10 protein-coding genes are annotated in these 14,841 nt (G+C 61.9%); 4 read left to right on the forward strand and 6 right to left on the reverse strand.

The features are described 5' to 3' along the window. Positions 1 to 30 precede the first annotated feature (30 nt). Positions 31 to 471 carry a hypothetical protein gene (locus EOE18_RS02330; RefSeq protein WP_127705746.1) on the forward strand — a complete coding sequence of 147 codons (441 nt, stop codon included), beginning with the start codon at positions 31 to 33 and terminating at the stop codon, positions 469 to 471. Here EOE18_RS02330 and EOE18_RS02335 read toward each other — a convergent pair. The 3 genes from EOE18_RS02335 to EOE18_RS02345 form a co-directional block, all read right to left on the reverse strand. Continuing rightward, entirely contained in the window at positions 468 to 2,123 is a 1,656-nt protein-coding gene (locus EOE18_RS02335) for a thiamine pyrophosphate-binding protein (protein WP_164852636.1), read from the reverse strand. The two genes, EOE18_RS02330 and EOE18_RS02335, sit on opposite strands and share 4 nt — an antisense overlap. 69 nt (positions 2,124 to 2,192) lie before the next feature. Further along, complete coding sequence (gene guaA, locus EOE18_RS02340) at positions 2,193 to 3,752, reverse strand: glutamine-hydrolyzing GMP synthase (RefSeq protein WP_127705750.1); 1,560 nt, start codon at positions 3,750 to 3,752, stop codon at positions 2,193 to 2,195. A 492-nt stretch (positions 3,753 to 4,244) separates the two neighbouring features. Beyond that, positions 4,245 to 5,672, reverse strand: a complete 1,428-nt coding sequence (locus EOE18_RS02345) for a M20/M25/M40 family metallo-hydrolase (RefSeq protein WP_127705752.1) — start codon at positions 5,670 to 5,672, stop codon at positions 4,245 to 4,247. Between the two features lie 125 nt (positions 5,673 to 5,797). Between EOE18_RS02345 and gyrB the strand changes: the two genes are divergently transcribed. Then, positions 5,798 to 8,341, forward strand: a complete 2,544-nt coding sequence (gene gyrB, locus EOE18_RS02350; RefSeq protein WP_127705754.1) for a DNA topoisomerase (ATP-hydrolyzing) subunit B — start codon at positions 5,798 to 5,800, stop codon at positions 8,339 to 8,341. After that, positions 8,334 to 8,654, forward strand: a complete 321-nt coding sequence (locus EOE18_RS02355) for a hypothetical protein (RefSeq protein ID WP_342772625.1) — start codon at positions 8,334 to 8,336, stop codon at positions 8,652 to 8,654. The genes gyrB and EOE18_RS02355 overlap by 8 nt, the downstream gene beginning before the upstream one ends. A 65-nt stretch (positions 8,655 to 8,719) precedes the next feature. Here the strand turns inward: EOE18_RS02355 and EOE18_RS02360 are convergent, their stop codons facing one another. The 3 genes from EOE18_RS02360 to lgt all read right to left on the reverse strand — a co-directional run bounded on the left by EOE18_RS02360 (position 8,720) and on the right by lgt (position 11,534). Continuing rightward, entirely contained in the window at positions 8,720 to 9,427 is a 708-nt protein-coding gene (locus tag EOE18_RS02360) for a hypothetical protein (protein ID WP_127705756.1), read from the reverse strand. A 129-nt stretch (positions 9,428 to 9,556) separates the two neighbouring features. Beyond that, positions 9,557 to 10,636 (reverse strand): class I SAM-dependent methyltransferase, encoded by a 1,080-nt coding sequence (locus tag EOE18_RS02365; protein ID WP_127705758.1) that lies wholly within the window; start codon positions 10,634 to 10,636, stop codon positions 9,557 to 9,559. Then, positions 10,626 to 11,534 carry a prolipoprotein diacylglyceryl transferase gene (lgt, locus tag EOE18_RS02370; protein ID WP_127705760.1) on the reverse strand — a complete coding sequence of 303 codons (909 nt, stop codon included), beginning with the start codon at positions 11,532 to 11,534 and terminating at the stop codon, positions 10,626 to 10,628. Before lgt ends, EOE18_RS02365 begins: the two co-directional genes overlap by 11 nt. A 242-nt stretch (positions 11,535 to 11,776) precedes the next feature. Here lgt and EOE18_RS02375 point away from each other — a divergent pair, with 242 nt between their 5' ends. Further along, the gene (locus EOE18_RS02375; RefSeq protein ID WP_127705762.1) at positions 11,777 to 14,527 is read left to right on the forward strand and encodes a [protein-PII] uridylyltransferase; all 2,751 of its coding nucleotides are present in this window, start codon (positions 11,777 to 11,779) and stop codon (positions 14,525 to 14,527) included. Positions 14,528 to 14,841 lie beyond the last annotated feature (314 nt).

Consider the following 14,841-nt stretch of genomic DNA (forward strand, 5'->3'; position numbering starts at 1 on the left):
CGACGGGATAGAAAGGGAGACTCAGGAACCATGACCAACCCTTATCTGAAAAGCTTGGGATTGCTGGCGGGCGCGCTGGCCATGCTGGCCGCCCCCGCGCTGCAGGCGCGTGAAAAGCTGACGCCCGAAGAACAACTGGCCAAGATGCTGAAAGACCGCGTTGCCGGTAAACCGGTGGGCTGCATCAACCTGAGCCAAGTGCGCGGCACGACGATCATCGACAAGACCGCCATCGTCTATGACATGGGCAATGTGCTTTACGTCAATCGTCCGGCCTATCCGCAATCGCTGGATGATGATGATGTGATGGTCACCCGCACATGGAGCGGCCAGCTTTGCCGTCTGGACATGGTGCAGATGCATTCACGCGCGGGCATGGGCCTGTGGTGGCGCGGCACCGTGGGGCTGGAGGATTTCGTGCCCTATACCAAGCCGAAACCGGCCCCTGTGGCGGACGCCGCTAAAGGCTAAGCCGCGAACCAGCTGGCAAATTCGCCCAGTGCGGGCATATTTTCGGCATTGGCCTTGGGGTCAATCGCCACATGTAGCACTTGAGGGCGGCGCTTGGCCAGCGCGGCGGTAAAAGCCGCGCGCAAAGCCGGGGCCAAAGCATCGGCATCGTCCACATAGGTGCCATCGCAACCAAAGCCCTGCGCCAGCAGATCGAAACGGGTGGCGCGGCTCCAGCCCAGCCCCGCCTCGGCGCTGGGGCCAAGGTTCAGGCGGCTCATCCCCACTTCCAGCCCCCATTGATGGTCCACCGCCACCGCAACCACCAAAGGCAGGCCCAACCGCGCGGCGGTCTCCAATTCGGCCAGATGGAACAGCAAAGCCGAATCGCCGGTGAGCAGCAGCGCGGGCCGGTCAGGCGCGGCCAACATTGCGCCAATCGCCATCGGCAGGCCGGTGCCCAGATGGCCGCTGTTCTGGCTCCATAGCACATCGCGCGGCGCGCCTTGGGCATAGGCGAGTTGAAACAACACGCTGGCCCCGCCATCGCGGGCGAGGATGGTGCCGTCCGGCATTACTTGGCAAGCCTCCACCACCAGCCTTGCCGGATGGATCGGCTGTGCGGGGAAGGCGCGGGCGGCAGCGACTTGGTCTGCGCGGTGGGTGGCATGGGCAGTGGACCATTGTGCCAGTTGCGGCTGGGCTTGGCGCTGCGGACAGGCCTGCGCCAAGGCAGGCAACACCTGCGCCAGATCGCCCGGCACAGCCACATCCGCCCCCGTCAACATCGCCGGATCGCGGTCAATCCTGATCCAGCGCCGCGCCTCCCGCCCAGCCTTCCAGTGGCGATTCTGGCCGAAATGCAACTGGTCCCCCAATTGCGTGCCCAGCGCGATCACCAGATCGCTCGCCTCCACCACCGCGCGGGTGACGGGCGAGAAGCCATAGGGGAAGCTGACAGATTCCAGCCCCTCCACCACCGCCATGGCCGAGGGCGTCTGCACCACGGGGCAGGCCAGTTTTTGCGCCAGATCGCGCAAGGCCTCCCCCGCAGGGGCAGTGTGAACGCCATGACCGGCCAGAATGATCGGGCTTTGCGCCTGCGCTATCAACGCCAAGGCGGGTGCAAGGTCCGGCATGCCGGCTTGAACCGGAGCGCCGTATGGCCAGATCACCTCGCCCGCCAAGGCCTGCGGCTCCAACTCGATAAAGGCGGCGCAGATTTGCCCGCACGCCATGCCATGCAAAGCCGCTTCGACCGCTGCGACAGCGCCTACCCCATTGCTCGCCTGCGCCGACCAACCGGCATGTTGGGCCATGGCAGGGAAATGCTCGGCATGTTGGAAGCGGCCGGTTTGGGCCTTGCTCATCCCTGCCCGCCTGCCGCCCAGAAACAGCACTTTGCCGCCCTCTGCCCGCGCATGGGCAACGGCAGGGGCCAGATTGGCCATGCCCGGCCCAAGGCTGGCCACACACAGCGCTGGTTTGCCGGTTATCCGCGCCCAGCCCTCGGCCATGAAACCGCCCGCCGCCTCGTGATGGGGCGCAACCACCTGCCAGCCGCGTGCATGGGCGGCGTCGAATAGAGCAAAAAACTGCGGGTCGGGGATGCCGAAAAGCGCTTTACAGCCATGGGCCTCGCACAGGTCGAGCAAATGATCGGTTACCAGCATGGGCGCGGGCTTAGCTTCGCCCAAACAAAAAGGCGAGAGCATCGCTGCCCTCGCCCTTTTTAGTATCTCTTATTCCCACTCAATCGTGCCGGGGGGCTTCGACGTATAGTCATAAACCACGCGGTTGATGCCCTTCACCTCGTTGATGATGCGGGTGGCCACGCGGCTGAGGAAGGCGGCATCGAAAGGATAGATGTCGGCGGTCATGCCATCGGTGCTGGTGACAGCGCGCAAGGCGCAGACATTGTCATAGGTGCGCCCGTCGCCCATCACGCCCACGGTCTTGACCGGCAGCAGCACGGCGAAAGCCTGCCAGATGGCGTCATAGAGGCCAGCGTTGCGGATTTCTTCCAGATAGATCGCATCCGCCTTGCGCAGCACATCGGCGCGTTCGCGGTTCACCTCGCCGGGGATGCGGATCGCCAGACCCGGCCCGGGGAAAGGATGACGGCCCACGAAAATATCGGGCAGGCCCAGTTCGCGGCCCAGATCGCGCACTTCATCCTTGAAGAGTTCGCGCAAAGGCTCGACCAGCTTCATATTCATGCGCTCGGGCAAGCCGCCCACATTGTGGTGGCTCTTGATCGTGACGCTTGGGCCCCCGGTAAAGCTGACCGATTCGATCACGTCAGGGTAAAGCGTGCCTTGGGCGAGGAAATCCGCGCCGCCAATCTTGCGCGCTTCATCTTCAAACACGTCGATGAAGGTCTTGCCGATAAACTTGCGCTTGGCTTCCGGATCGGAAACGCCTTCCAGCCCCTTCATAAACAGGGTGGTGGCATCCACATGCACCAGCGGAATGTTGAAATGGCCACGGAACAGGCTGACCACCTGCTCGCTTTCGCCCAGACGCATCAGGCCGTGGTCAACATAGACGCAGGTCAGTTGGTCGCCGATCGCTTCATGGATCAACACCGCCGCCACGGCGGAATCGACGCCGCCCGACAGGCCGCAGATCACGCGACCTTCGCCCACGAATTCGCGGATCTCGGCGATCTTGGTCTTGCGGAATTCCGCCATGGTCCAATCGCCCTTCAGGCCGCAGACATGGCGCACGAAATTCTTCAGCAGCTTGGCCCCATCGGGCGTATGCACCACCTCGGGGTGGAACTGCATGGCATAGATGCGCTTTTCATCATTGGCGATCACCGCAAAGGGCGCACCCGCGCTGGAGGCCACGGGGCGGAAGCCCTCGGCCAGCTTGGTCACCTTGTCGCCATGGCTCATCCACACCTGATGTTTTTCGCCAACAGACCACAATCCGTCGAACAACACGCAAGTATCGTTGATATCGATAAAGGCGCGGCCAAACTCGCCGCCATCGCCACCGGTCACTTCACCGCCCAGCTGATGCATCAGGCTCTGCTGGCCATAGCAAATGCCAAGGATCGGCAGGCCGCTATCCAGAATGGACTGCGGGATGCGCGGGCCATTGTCGTCCAGCACGCTGGCGGGCGAACCCGACAGGATGATGCCCTTGGGCGCCATACGCGTGAAGGCCGCTTCGGCCATGGTGAAAGGGGCAATCTCGGAATAGACGCCCGCCTCGCGCACGCGGCGTGCGATCAGCTGGGTCACCTGGCTGCCGAAATCGACGATGAGGATGGAATCGGAGGGCTGGACAGTCATGACCGGCCACTAAATGGCGGGGCGCGCGATGTCCAGTAGGCCTATGCAGTATGACACTGGTTAGATCGCGGTTAAATCAGCCACTGCGTGGTGAATACGACTGTCCAGTATTGGTTATCGCAAACCGCGAACGGCAGTTGCATGAAACGCAATCGAGCGCGAAGTCTTCGCACGTGCAGAATCACAATTGCACTCTATATGGCGCTGCATCGGCAACGGAGACATACGCCAAACAGCGTAGGCCCACCGCCCGAAGGAACAACAACAGGAGCAATGACATGACCCGCAATCTGGTGGCTTTTGCCGCAGCGCTGGGCGTCAGCGGCCTGTTCTTCGCCGCTACGCTGGCCTGAACAGACACTGATCGCGCATAATTCGCGCTATCCCCGCACCTCTCAAGCGGGGCCTCGACAAAGGGCCGTTTCGCCATAGGCGAAGCGGCCCTTTACTTATGCGCGAAACTCACGCCGCAACGCAGCATGAGGCGCAAACTCAGCGCGAGGCATATTCTTTAACCAGTTCGGTTAGCATATCGCGCCCGGTGTAAACCGCCTTCACGATCGAACGCTCGTTCAAGCCATGCGCGCCATTGCCATCGGGATTGCCATAAAGACCCGGAGGCCCATAGGAGGGAATGCCCACCGCCTCCAGAAACACGCCATCGGTGGCACCCGTCGACATCACCGGCACCAAGGGCACGCCAGGGTAATATTTGGCCACCAGCTTCTCGGCAGGCTTCACAATGCGCGGGTCCAGCGGCGGGGGCGAGGCCTCCGGCCCGCGATTGTCCACGCGCACCACGGTCATCTTGGGATCGGCAATCACCTTTTCCAAAGTCTTGCGCACTTCTTCTGCCGGAACGCCGGGGAAGATACGGCAATTGATATTGGCCCCCGCCCGCTGGGGCAGCGCATTATTGGCATGGCCGCCATCCAGCAGCGTCGCCACGCAAGTGGTGCGCAGCATGGAGTGGTAGGAGCGGTCGGTGTTGAGCAGCTTTTCGGCTTCCTTATCCGCCGGATTACCCGCAATCGCTACCATCGCCTTGCCCATCGCATCATCACGTGCCGCGCCCGCCTTGGCAAAGAAGGCGCGAGTCGTGTCGGTCATCATCAGGGGGAAATCGAAAGCGCGGATCCGCACCAAAGCGTCGGACAATTCATAGATCGCATTGTCGGGAATGGGGATCGAGCTATGCCCGCCCGGATTGGTGGCCTCGATCCGGAAATTGACCGGCGTCTTTTCGCCGACATGCAGGTTCTGCACCACCACCTTGCCGCCAGCGCCATCGGTGCGGCCACCGCCGCCCTCGTTCAGAGCGAATTCGGCGTCGATCAACTCGCGCTTGTTCTGCGTCAGCCATTGCGCGCCATTGAAGGCCCAGCTGGTTTCCTCGCCACAGGTCAGCGCCAGTTTCAACGTGCGCTTCAGCTTGGTGCCGTCCTTTTTGAAACGCATCATCATATCGACCCAGATGGCATCCATCGCCTTCATGTCGGATGTGCCGCGGCCATAGAAATAGCCGCCCTCCTCGATGAATTCATAAGGGTTGCGGGTCCAGTCCTCACGCTTGGCCACCACCACGTCGAGATGGCCGAGCAGCAGGATCGGCTTCAAGGTCTTGGACGTGCCGGGCAGGATCACCACCAGCCCACCTTCCTTGGGGTGCTCGGGTACGGCAAAGCGGGTAATGTCGGCATCGCCATAGCCCGCCTCGCGCAGATGCTTCTCGATCTTGTCAGCCAGCAGGGTGCAGCTACCGGTGGTGATGGAAGTATCGGTTTCCACCATCTCCTTATACAAGGCGCGATAGGCCAGTTGATCGGGGCGAGGCGCCACTTCCTGCGCCGCAGCCATACCTCCTGCCATAACCCCAGCCAGCACGCTCGCGCCCGCCAGAACCTGCCTCAACCGCTTCATCGCCTTACTCCTTTGCGCAAGATTTGCGCGCCATTGGCACTACGGCCATAATGGAGCAGGAAAGCCCTGTGGACGGAAGGCGCAAAAGCCTTCCGGTTCTGCGCCAAACTGCCTATAGGCCATCTATGACCACTGAAAACCCGAACTCCAATCAGCCCAACACCAACGCCTATGGCGCCGACAGCATCAAGGTCCTCAAGGGGCTGGACGCGGTGCGCAAGCGCCCCGGCATGTATATTGGCGACACCGACGATGGTTCGGGCCTGCACCATATGGTGTTCGAAGTATCCGATAACGCCATTGACGAGGCGCTGGCAGGGCACTGTGATCTGGTGCTGATCGAGCTTAATCCCGATGGTTCGGTTTCGGTGGAAGACAATGGGCGCGGCATTCCCACCGACCTGCACGCCGAAGAAGGCGTTTCGGCGGCCGAGGTTATCATGACCCAGCTGCACGCCGGCGGCAAATTCGACAACACCAATGACGAGAACGCCTACAAGGTTTCGGGCGGTCTGCATGGCGTGGGCGTGTCGGTGGTGAACGCTCTGTCCGAATGGCTGGAGCTGACCATCTGGCGCGAAGGCAAAGAGCATTGGATGAAATTTGCCCATGGCGACGCTGTCGGCCCGCTGGTGGTGCGCGGCGATGCGCCTATCGCGGTCGAAGGCGGGCGCAAGGGCAATGTCAAGAACGGCACCCGCGTCACCTTCCTTGCCAGCGACGAGACGTTCAAGAATGTCACCGTCTATGACTTTGACAAGCTGGAGCATCGCTACCGCGAACTGGCCTTCCTGAACTCTGGTGTGCGCATCGTGCTGCGCGACCTGCGCGGCGAGGATGTGAAGGAACACGACCTTTATTATGAAGGCGGGATTGCCGCTTTCGTGAAATGGCTGGACCGCAACAAGCTGGCGCTGATCCCCGATCCCATCGCCATCACGGCGGACAAGGATGGCATCGGCATTGATGTGGCGCTGCAATGGAACGATTCCTATTACGAGAACGTCCTGTGCTTCACCAACAACATCCCCCAGCGTGACGGCGGCACCCATCTGGCCGCTTTCCGCGCCGCGCTGACCCGCACGCTTAACAATTATGCCGAGCGTTCGGGCATGTTGAAGAAGGAAAAGGTCTCGCTCTCGGGCGAGGATATGCGCGAGGGCCTGACCGCGATTGTCTCGGTCAAGCTGCCTGATCCCAAATTCTCGTCGCAAACCAAGGACAAGCTGGTCTCCTCCGAAGTGCGCCAGCCTTTGGAAAGCCTGATGGCCGACAAGATGACGCAATGGCTGGAGGAAAACCCCGCCCATGCCAAGACCATCATCCAGAAGGTGATCGACGCGGCCGCAGCGCGCGAGGCCGCCAAGCGCGCCCGCGAACTGACCCGCCGCAAGGGGGCGATGGATATTGCCAGCCTGCCGGGCAAACTGGCCGATTGTCAGGAACGCGATCCCAGCAAATGCGAACTCTTCCTCGTCGAAGGTGACTCGGCAGGTGGTTCGGCCAAGCAGGGTCGCGACCGCCATTATCAGGCGATCCTGCCGCTGAAGGGTAAAATCCTGAACGTGGAACGCGCCCGCTTTGACCGGATCATCTCGTCCAAGGAAGTGGGCACGCTGATTCAGGCGATGGGCACCGGCATCCGCGATGAATTCAATCTGGAAAAGCTGCGCTACCACAAGATCGTCATCATGACCGACGCCGACGTGGACGGCGCGCATATCCGCACGCTGCTGCTCACCTTCTTCCACCGCCAGATGCCCGACATCATCCGTGCGGGCCACCTGTTCATCGCCCAGCCGCCTTTGTACAAGGTGGCTAAGGGCCGGTCCGAGGTTTACCTCAAGGACAATGCCGCGCTAGACCGCTATCTGGTGGAAGCGGGCCTTGCCGGCCGCGTGCTGGAAACCGCCGGTGGCGCGCGCAGCGGGCCGGATCTGGAAAGTCTGGTCGAACACGCTTTGCGTTTCCGCAATCTGATGGCTTTTGTGCCGCGCCGCTATAATCCGGCGGTGATCGAATCCATGGCGCTGGCGGGCGCGCTGGAACATGGTCTGTCGCCCGACGAACGCCGCGCCGCACTGGATAGCGCCGCCGCATGGCTGGGCCGCAGCGACCGCGAGGCGAAATGGTCCGCCATTTTGACCGAGGATGGCCATGTCGAATTCCTGCGCACATGGCGCGGGGTGACCGATTACCACAAGATCGAGGCCGCCTTCCTCGTCTCCGCCGAAGCGCGCAAAATGGCGCGTCTAGCCGCCGAGCAGGCCGAGGTTTACATCCAGCCCGCCAAGCTGACCCGCAGCGCGGCAGCGGCTGCCGAGCCCGAAGTGGTGGTGGCTGACGAGGGTGAGGACACGCCCGTCGAAACCGCACGCCCGCTCGATCTGGAGGGCAGCATCGTACGCCCCAGCCAGTTGCTGGAGGCCGTGCTGGCCGTTGGCCGCAAGGGCCTGTCGATCCAGCGCTACAAAGGCCTTGGCGAAATGAACGCCGACCAGCTTTGGGAAACCACGCTGGACCCCAACAACCGCGCCCTGTTGCAGGTGAAGGTGGAAGACGCCGACGTTACCGACGAGATCTTCACTCGCCTGATGGGCGATATTGTGGAACCGCGCCGCGAATTCATTCAGGAAAACGCGCTCAACGTGGCCAATCTCGATGTCTGACGATAGCAAGAAGCCCGATTACACCTCGGCCGATGCCTATGTTTCGGCGGGCAAGCGCGAGCGCTTGACGGTGCAGAACCTGTCTTGGGATATGCCCTGTACCATGATCGATCTGGAAGGGCGCGTGCCGATCATCGCGCCCATGCGCGAATGTGTGGTGCATTATACTTTGTATAAGCCCCATGCCCGCCAGAACGCCCGCCTGTTGCTGACCCAGCCTATCCACCGCGAGGGCCGCGCCACCCGCACGTGGCTGCTGGAGCCGGTGGAGTTGAAGGTTTTGGCCGAGAGGTTGAAGCGGGAGACGAATTGAGGGTTTGATGTGCCTCCGGCGGGCCAAGGGATTCATCCCTTGGCCCGCCGGAGGCACAATTCCCCCTACCCTTCCTTGGTAAAATCAAACCTAATCCGCACCCAAGTCCCCACCTGCGGCTTGCCATCAATGCGCGGGGGCCAGACGAGGAACTGCCAAGAGGCGCGGCGCAGGCCACGGGCAAGGCCAGAGCCTTGGGGGTATTCTTCCATCTCCTGACAATTTTCGACATGGTAATGCTCGACCGTCTGACAAGCGATGATCGCCCATGCGCCCGGAGGCGCGCCGCGTTCGAGAAAGGGCCGCAATTCGGCATCGCGCGGTTCACGGTACCATTGTGCATTATAGAGCCGCGCGCCCCCCGGCCCGCCACCGGTGGAACTGGTATTGGCGCCTGCGCTGCCCGCAGCGGCTGCTTGCGCGCCCGCCTCGGCGGCACGGCGTCGGCCAATGGCGGCGATGTCGGATGCGGCAAATTCCTCGCGCGACAGCTTGATATAGCTGGCGGTAGGGACCGGAACAGGCACGGGATCGGGCGGTGTTTCAGACTGCACCTTGGCTTCGGTGGGCGTGGCAGCGCTTTTCTGGACGGTTTGGGCTTTGGCGGCCTTAGCCTGCGTTTCCCCCTTTTCGCCAGAAGGCATATCCACCGCGACCAGATGGCCCAAATCGCGCCCTTTGCCCCCGCCAGCCAGCCCGAGCGTCAGCAAAACCGCCACCACCAACAGCAAAAGCAGCGCCGACAACACCAGCGCAACCAGCCTGCTCCGCAAACGCGGCTGCTGGGTGAAGGAAAGCGGGGCGGAAATCGGGGCGGCCTTTCTTGCGAAAGCACCTTGGCACAGGCGCTTGGGGGAGGTGTCGCGCCCGCGCCTATGCGTGAGCCAAGCTGTATCGGGGATTTACGCGGAAGTGGCCTCGGCATCAACCGGCACGAAACCAGCGCCATCGGGCCAGTCCCTGCCCGCCAGCCCCAGCACTTTGAACAGGCGCCCCATCTGTTCGGGCGCGACAAGGCGATGAAAAGCCTGTGCGATGGATTGCGCCTGATCCGGCGCGGAGCGGGTCAGCGCGGCGGCGCGGGTGCCCATGCCCATCGCCATCAGCCATGCGCCCTGCTCGGCCACGCCGATGCAACGCGCGCCCTCGCTCTGCGCCATGTGCGCGGCGCTGGCGAAATCGACCAGCCATGTCAGATCCGCCAGCCCCGGATCGACGAAAGGATCAACATGGGCATGTGCCCGCAAGGCCTGCAGGCTGGAGCCCAACTGCCCCTGCGCATGGCCATAGTCGATCACCAGCGCCGCGCCGCCTTGCGCGGCCAGCCTTGCGCCGATTTCGCGCATCACATTGGCGGCGGCGGGGCTGCTTTCCACAATCGCCCCTGCCTCGGCCTCGCGCCAGCACTCAGGGATGGCGGCATCCATCGGCAGGCTGCCCGCCACGGGAACGAAGCGCTCGCCATCCAGCCCGACCATCCGCTCACGCCAGCCCTGCGGGACCTTCACCATCTGGCGCAAAGGCAGCGCGTCAAGAAATTCATTGGCCACCAGCAAGATCGGCGCATCTTCGGGCAGGGTGGACAGATCATCATGCCAATGCGCCTGCGGGAAGGCCTCGCGCTGTGCCGCGCGCAGGACGGGCGAGGTCTCCACGAAATGCACGTGCGGCCTCAGCCCGAAACGTGCCGCCACGCGCAAGGCATCCTTGGCCAAAGTGCCCCGCCCCGGCCCCGGCTCGACATAGAGCACATGTTCCGGCGATCCGGCCCTGCTCCACACATCGGCCAGCCATACGCCCACCATCTCGCCAAACATCTGGCTGATTTCGGGCGCGGTGATGAAATCCCCCGCCGCGCCAAAGGGATCGCGTGCGGCATAATAGGCGGCATTGGCCTGCGCCATATAGAGCGAGACAGGGATCGGCCCCTGCACCTCGATCAAACGGCGCAGGCGCTCGGCCAGACTGGCTTCACTGGCCATCTTGCGCCGACACCACCGGTACGCCTGCGCCCAACATCGGGCGCATCAAGGCGCACAGCACCAGATAAAGCCCCAAGGCGATCATCGGCACGCAAAGCCATTGCCCCATCGACATATGGGTGCGGGCAGCAAAGTCCTGCAATTGCGCGTCGGGCTCGCGGAAGAACTCTACCGTAAAACGCGCCGCGCCATAGCCCAGTGCAAACACGCCCATCAACAGGCCCGGACGCCAGCGGGCGCGGGTCAGCCAGAACAAAGGGATCAGCACCGCGCCCAGAGCGAGCCCTTCCAGCCCCGCTTCATACAACTGGCTGGGGTGGCGGGCGAAGGGACCGGCGGCAGGATCGGGGAACACCATCACCCAAGGCAGATCGCTGTCGGCCACGCGGCCCCACAATTCGCCATTGATGAAATTGGCAATCCGGCCAAGGAACAGGCCCATAGGCACGCAAGGCGCGATATAATCGGTCACCCGCACGAAAGACAGGCCCGCCTGACGGCATACCAGCGCAATGGCCAGCACCACGCCGATCAACCCGCCGTGGAAGCTCATCCCCCCTTCCCACAGGCGCAACAGGCGCAAAGGCTGGGCGTAGAGATCATGGTCATAGAAAGTGGCATAGCCCAGACGCCCACCCGCAATGATCCCGATCGTGCACCAGAAAAACAGATCGTCCACATGGCGCTGCGCCAAGGGGCTGCCTGCCTGCCGGATCATGCGCGAGAGATGCCAATAGCCAAAAATGATCCCCAGCAGATAGGCCAGCGAATAATAACGCAGGGTAAAAAAGCCCAGATCAATGCCCTTTTGCAGCCCCAGATCGGCCCATTGCAGCGGCGGCTTGACCGCGCTGGCGCCTGCAGCCAGCAGATCGAGGACATGGGGAACAAGCGACATAGGCGAGACTATTCCTGCTAGGGTGACACCGGACTCCGCGCCTTATAGCGCAGAGCCAAGGCTCCGGGATGACAGCAGGGCGATTACAACAAGCCTGTCGGCACAACAAGCCAATCGGCAAACTCACCTTTTTCCTGAATATGCCCTGCCGCCGCGCTTGCCATCCCGCAGTAGAGCGGTAAGCGGGAATTCAATATCTTCTGCTTATCAACCCCACTCCAGAATTTGAAGAGTCGAGGCCCATGTCCGCCATTCGCATTCCCAACCAGCGTGCCGTGATCGACAGGCGGGGCCTTATGGTCGCCATGGGCGATGCCATGGAGGCGGCCGGCGGCAAGGCGCAGGCGGCACGCCCGCGCATGGTGGAACTGCTGCGCGAGGCTTTGGCAAAGGGGCGAGAGGAGATTGATCGCCGCCTGATGGAACGCCCCGGCGCTGGTCATGACTGCGCCGAGGCACAGGCCTTTCTGGTCGACCAATTGCTGCGCCTGATCCATGATCATGTGGTCACCGATGTTTACCCCTCGGCCAACCGCAGCACGGGCGAGCGGCTGACCATTATGGCGGTGGGAGGCTATGGTCGCGGGGAAATGGCGCCCCATTCCGATGTGGATGTCGCCTTTCTAACCCCGATCAAGCAGACACCATGGTGCGAGCAGGTGATCGAGGCCATGCTCTATTTCCTGTGGGATCTGGGGCTGAAAGTGGGCCATTCGAGCCGCAGTCTGGATGACATGGTGCGCATGTCCAAGGCGGATATCACTATTTGCACCGCCATGCTGGAAGGCCGCTTTGTCTGGGGCGATCAGGCTCTGTTCGACGAGGCGCGCCGCCGGTTCTTTGCCGAGGTGGTGGCGGGCAATGAACGCCATTTCGTCGCCGAAAAGCTGGCCGAGCGCAATGACCGCCACAAAAGGCTGGGCGATTCGCGCTATGTGGTCGAACCCAATGTCAAAGAAGGCAAGGGCGGCCTGCGCGATCTGCACACGCTCTATTGGATCGGCAAATTCCTGCACAAAGTGCGCAATGCTGCCGAACTGGTCGATGTCGGCCTGTTGACCGAGGAGGAATATCGCGCCTTCCGCAAGGCCGAGAATTTCTTCTGGGCGGTGCGTTGCCATCTCCACACTTTGACCGGCCGTGCCGAAGACCGGCTGACCTTTGACCAGCAGCGCCAAATCGCCGCGCGCATGAATTTTGCCGACCGGCCGGGCAAAAGCGCGGTCGAACGCTTCATGCAATATTTCTTCCTACAGGCCAAACAGGTGGGCAGCCTGACCGGCGTGTTTCTGGCTCAGTTGGAAGAGCAATCGGAAAAGAAGCGCAAGACCGGCTTTCTGGCCACTTTGCGCGGACGAACCAAGACGATCAAGGGTTACAAGGTTTCCCACGCCCGCATCGCCGCCCCGCGCGACAATTGGTTTGCCGAAGATCCGGTGCGCCTGCTGGAAATCTTCACCATTGCGGACGCCGAAGGTTTTGAAATCCACCCCGAAACCATGCGGCAAATCGCGCGCGATGCAAAATTGATCGATGCCGAGATCCGCAAAAGCACGCGGGCCAATGCCCTGTTCATGGATCTGCTCACCAGCCGCCATGATCCCGAAACCGTGCTACGCTGGTTGAACGAGGCCGGTGTCTTTGGCCGCTTCATCCCCGAATTCGGGCGGGTGAATGCGCAGATGCAGTTCGACATGTATCACCACTATACGGTGGACGAACACACTATCCGCGCCATCGGCCTCATGGCCCGCATCGAAAAGGGCGAGTTGAAAGAAGACCACCCGCTGGCCAGCGCGATTATCGGCAAGGTGCATTCGCGCAAGGCGCTCTATTGCGCGGTGCTGATGCATGACATTGCCAAGGGGCGCGGCGGCGATCACTGCGTGCTGGGCGCCGATATTGCGCTCAAACTCTGCCCGCGGCTGGGGCTGAGCAGCGAAGAGACCGAGCTGGTCAGTTGGATCGTGCGCCAGCATCTGTTGATGAGCGCCACCGCTTTCAAACGCGATCTGGCCGATTGGAAAACCATCACCGATTTCGTGGCGGTGGTGCAAAGCCGTGAAAGACTGCGCCAATTGACGCTACTGACCATCGTCGACATTCGCGCGGTGGGACCGGGCGTGTGGAATGGCTGGAAACGCCAATTGCTGTCCGAACTTTATGCCAGCGCCGAGGAACGCCTGCGCCTTGGCCATGTCGAGCGCCACCGCGCCGAACGCATCGCGGCCAAACAGGCGGCTGTGGCCACACTGATGCAGGAAGAAGGCGATGCAGGACTGGTAGAGCGCTATAGTCCGCAATTCACCGATGCCTATTGGATTGCCGAGCCGGACGATGTGATCGCTCGCAATATTCGCCAGTTACACTCGGCCAAGGGATCGCCGCTAACCATCACCACCAGCTATGATGCATCGCGCGGGGCCACTTTGGTGATGGTGATTGCGGCGGACCACCCCGGCCTGTTCTATCGCATTGCCGGAGGCATCCATCTGGCGGGCGGCAATATTATCGATGCACGCATCCACACCACGCGCAATGGCACGGCGGTGGACAATTTTCTCGTACAAGACCCGCTGGGCCGCCCCTTCTCCGAAGAAAGCCAGCTGACCCGTCTGACCAAAGCAATTGGTGACGCTCTGGCCAACCGCGTAAAACTTCTGCCGCAACTGGTCGCACGCCCCAATGCCCGCCCACGCGCCGAGGCCTTTGAAGTGCGTCCACGTGTCGAGTTCGACAATGAAGCCTCCAACCGCTTCACCGTGGTGGAAGTTTCCGCCCGCGACCGGCCTGCCCTGCTCAACCGCCTTGCCCGCGCCCTGTTCGAGGCACGCCTGATCGTCCACTCCGCCCATATCGCCACCTATGGCGAGCGGGCGGTTGACACTTTCTATGTCACTGACTTGTTTGGCGGCAAGGTGGACGGAGCCAGTCGTCAGCGCTCGGTGGAGAAGCGTTTGCTGGAAGCGGCAAGTGAAGAAGTCAGCGCCTGAGAGTCAATTTTTAAATTTACCTTAAATACCAGTGATTAAAATTACACAATACATACCACCCTTCGTCGAAACATTTGACGCAGATTTGGCGTGTCATTAACGGGGATAGAGCCTCATCAGGTATTGAGTTTTAGGTAAGCGAGGCCTTTGAGCCGCCTTGTCGGGATGGACTTGATGGGGTGGACGCCCCCCCCCCGACGGCATTGATGTGCCATAGTGGAGGTGTTGAACACCACTTGAGGAGGCGTCCATGTCGGAGATTAGCACGATCGGATTGGATATCGCAAAGAATGTGTTTCATGCGCACGGGGCCG

This window comes from Novosphingobium umbonatum (assembly GCF_004005905.1).
In the GTDB taxonomy this organism is placed as follows: Bacteria; Pseudomonadota; Alphaproteobacteria; order Sphingomonadales; family Sphingomonadaceae; genus Novosphingobium; species Novosphingobium umbonatum.

Coding starts and splice junctions, on each gene's coding strand:
- guaA (WP_127705750.1), bottom strand. CDS start 3,752: ATGACTGTCCAGCCCTCCGATTCCATCCTCATCGTCGATTTCGGCAGC.
- EOE18_RS02355 (WP_342772625.1), top strand. CDS start 8,334: ATGTCTGACGATAGCAAGAAGCCCGATTACACCTCGGCCGATGCCTAT.
- EOE18_RS02365 (WP_127705758.1), bottom strand. CDS start 10,636: ATGGCCAGTGAAGCCAGTCTGGCCGAGCGCCTGCGCCGTTTGATCGAG.
- EOE18_RS02330 (WP_127705746.1), top strand. CDS start 31: ATGACCAACCCTTATCTGAAAAGCTTGGGATTGCTGGCGGGCGCGCTG.
- gyrB (WP_127705754.1), top strand. CDS start 5,798: ATGACCACTGAAAACCCGAACTCCAATCAGCCCAACACCAACGCCTAT.
- EOE18_RS02375 (WP_127705762.1), top strand. CDS start 11,777: ATGTCCGCCATTCGCATTCCCAACCAGCGTGCCGTGATCGACAGGCGG.
- EOE18_RS02345 (WP_127705752.1), bottom strand. CDS start 5,672: ATGAAGCGGTTGAGGCAGGTTCTGGCGGGCGCGAGCGTGCTGGCTGGG.
- EOE18_RS02335 (WP_164852636.1), bottom strand. CDS start 2,123: ATGCTGGTAACCGATCATTTGCTCGACCTGTGCGAGGCCCATGGCTGT.
- lgt (WP_127705760.1), bottom strand. CDS start 11,534: ATGTCGCTTGTTCCCCATGTCCTCGATCTGCTGGCTGCAGGCGCCAGC.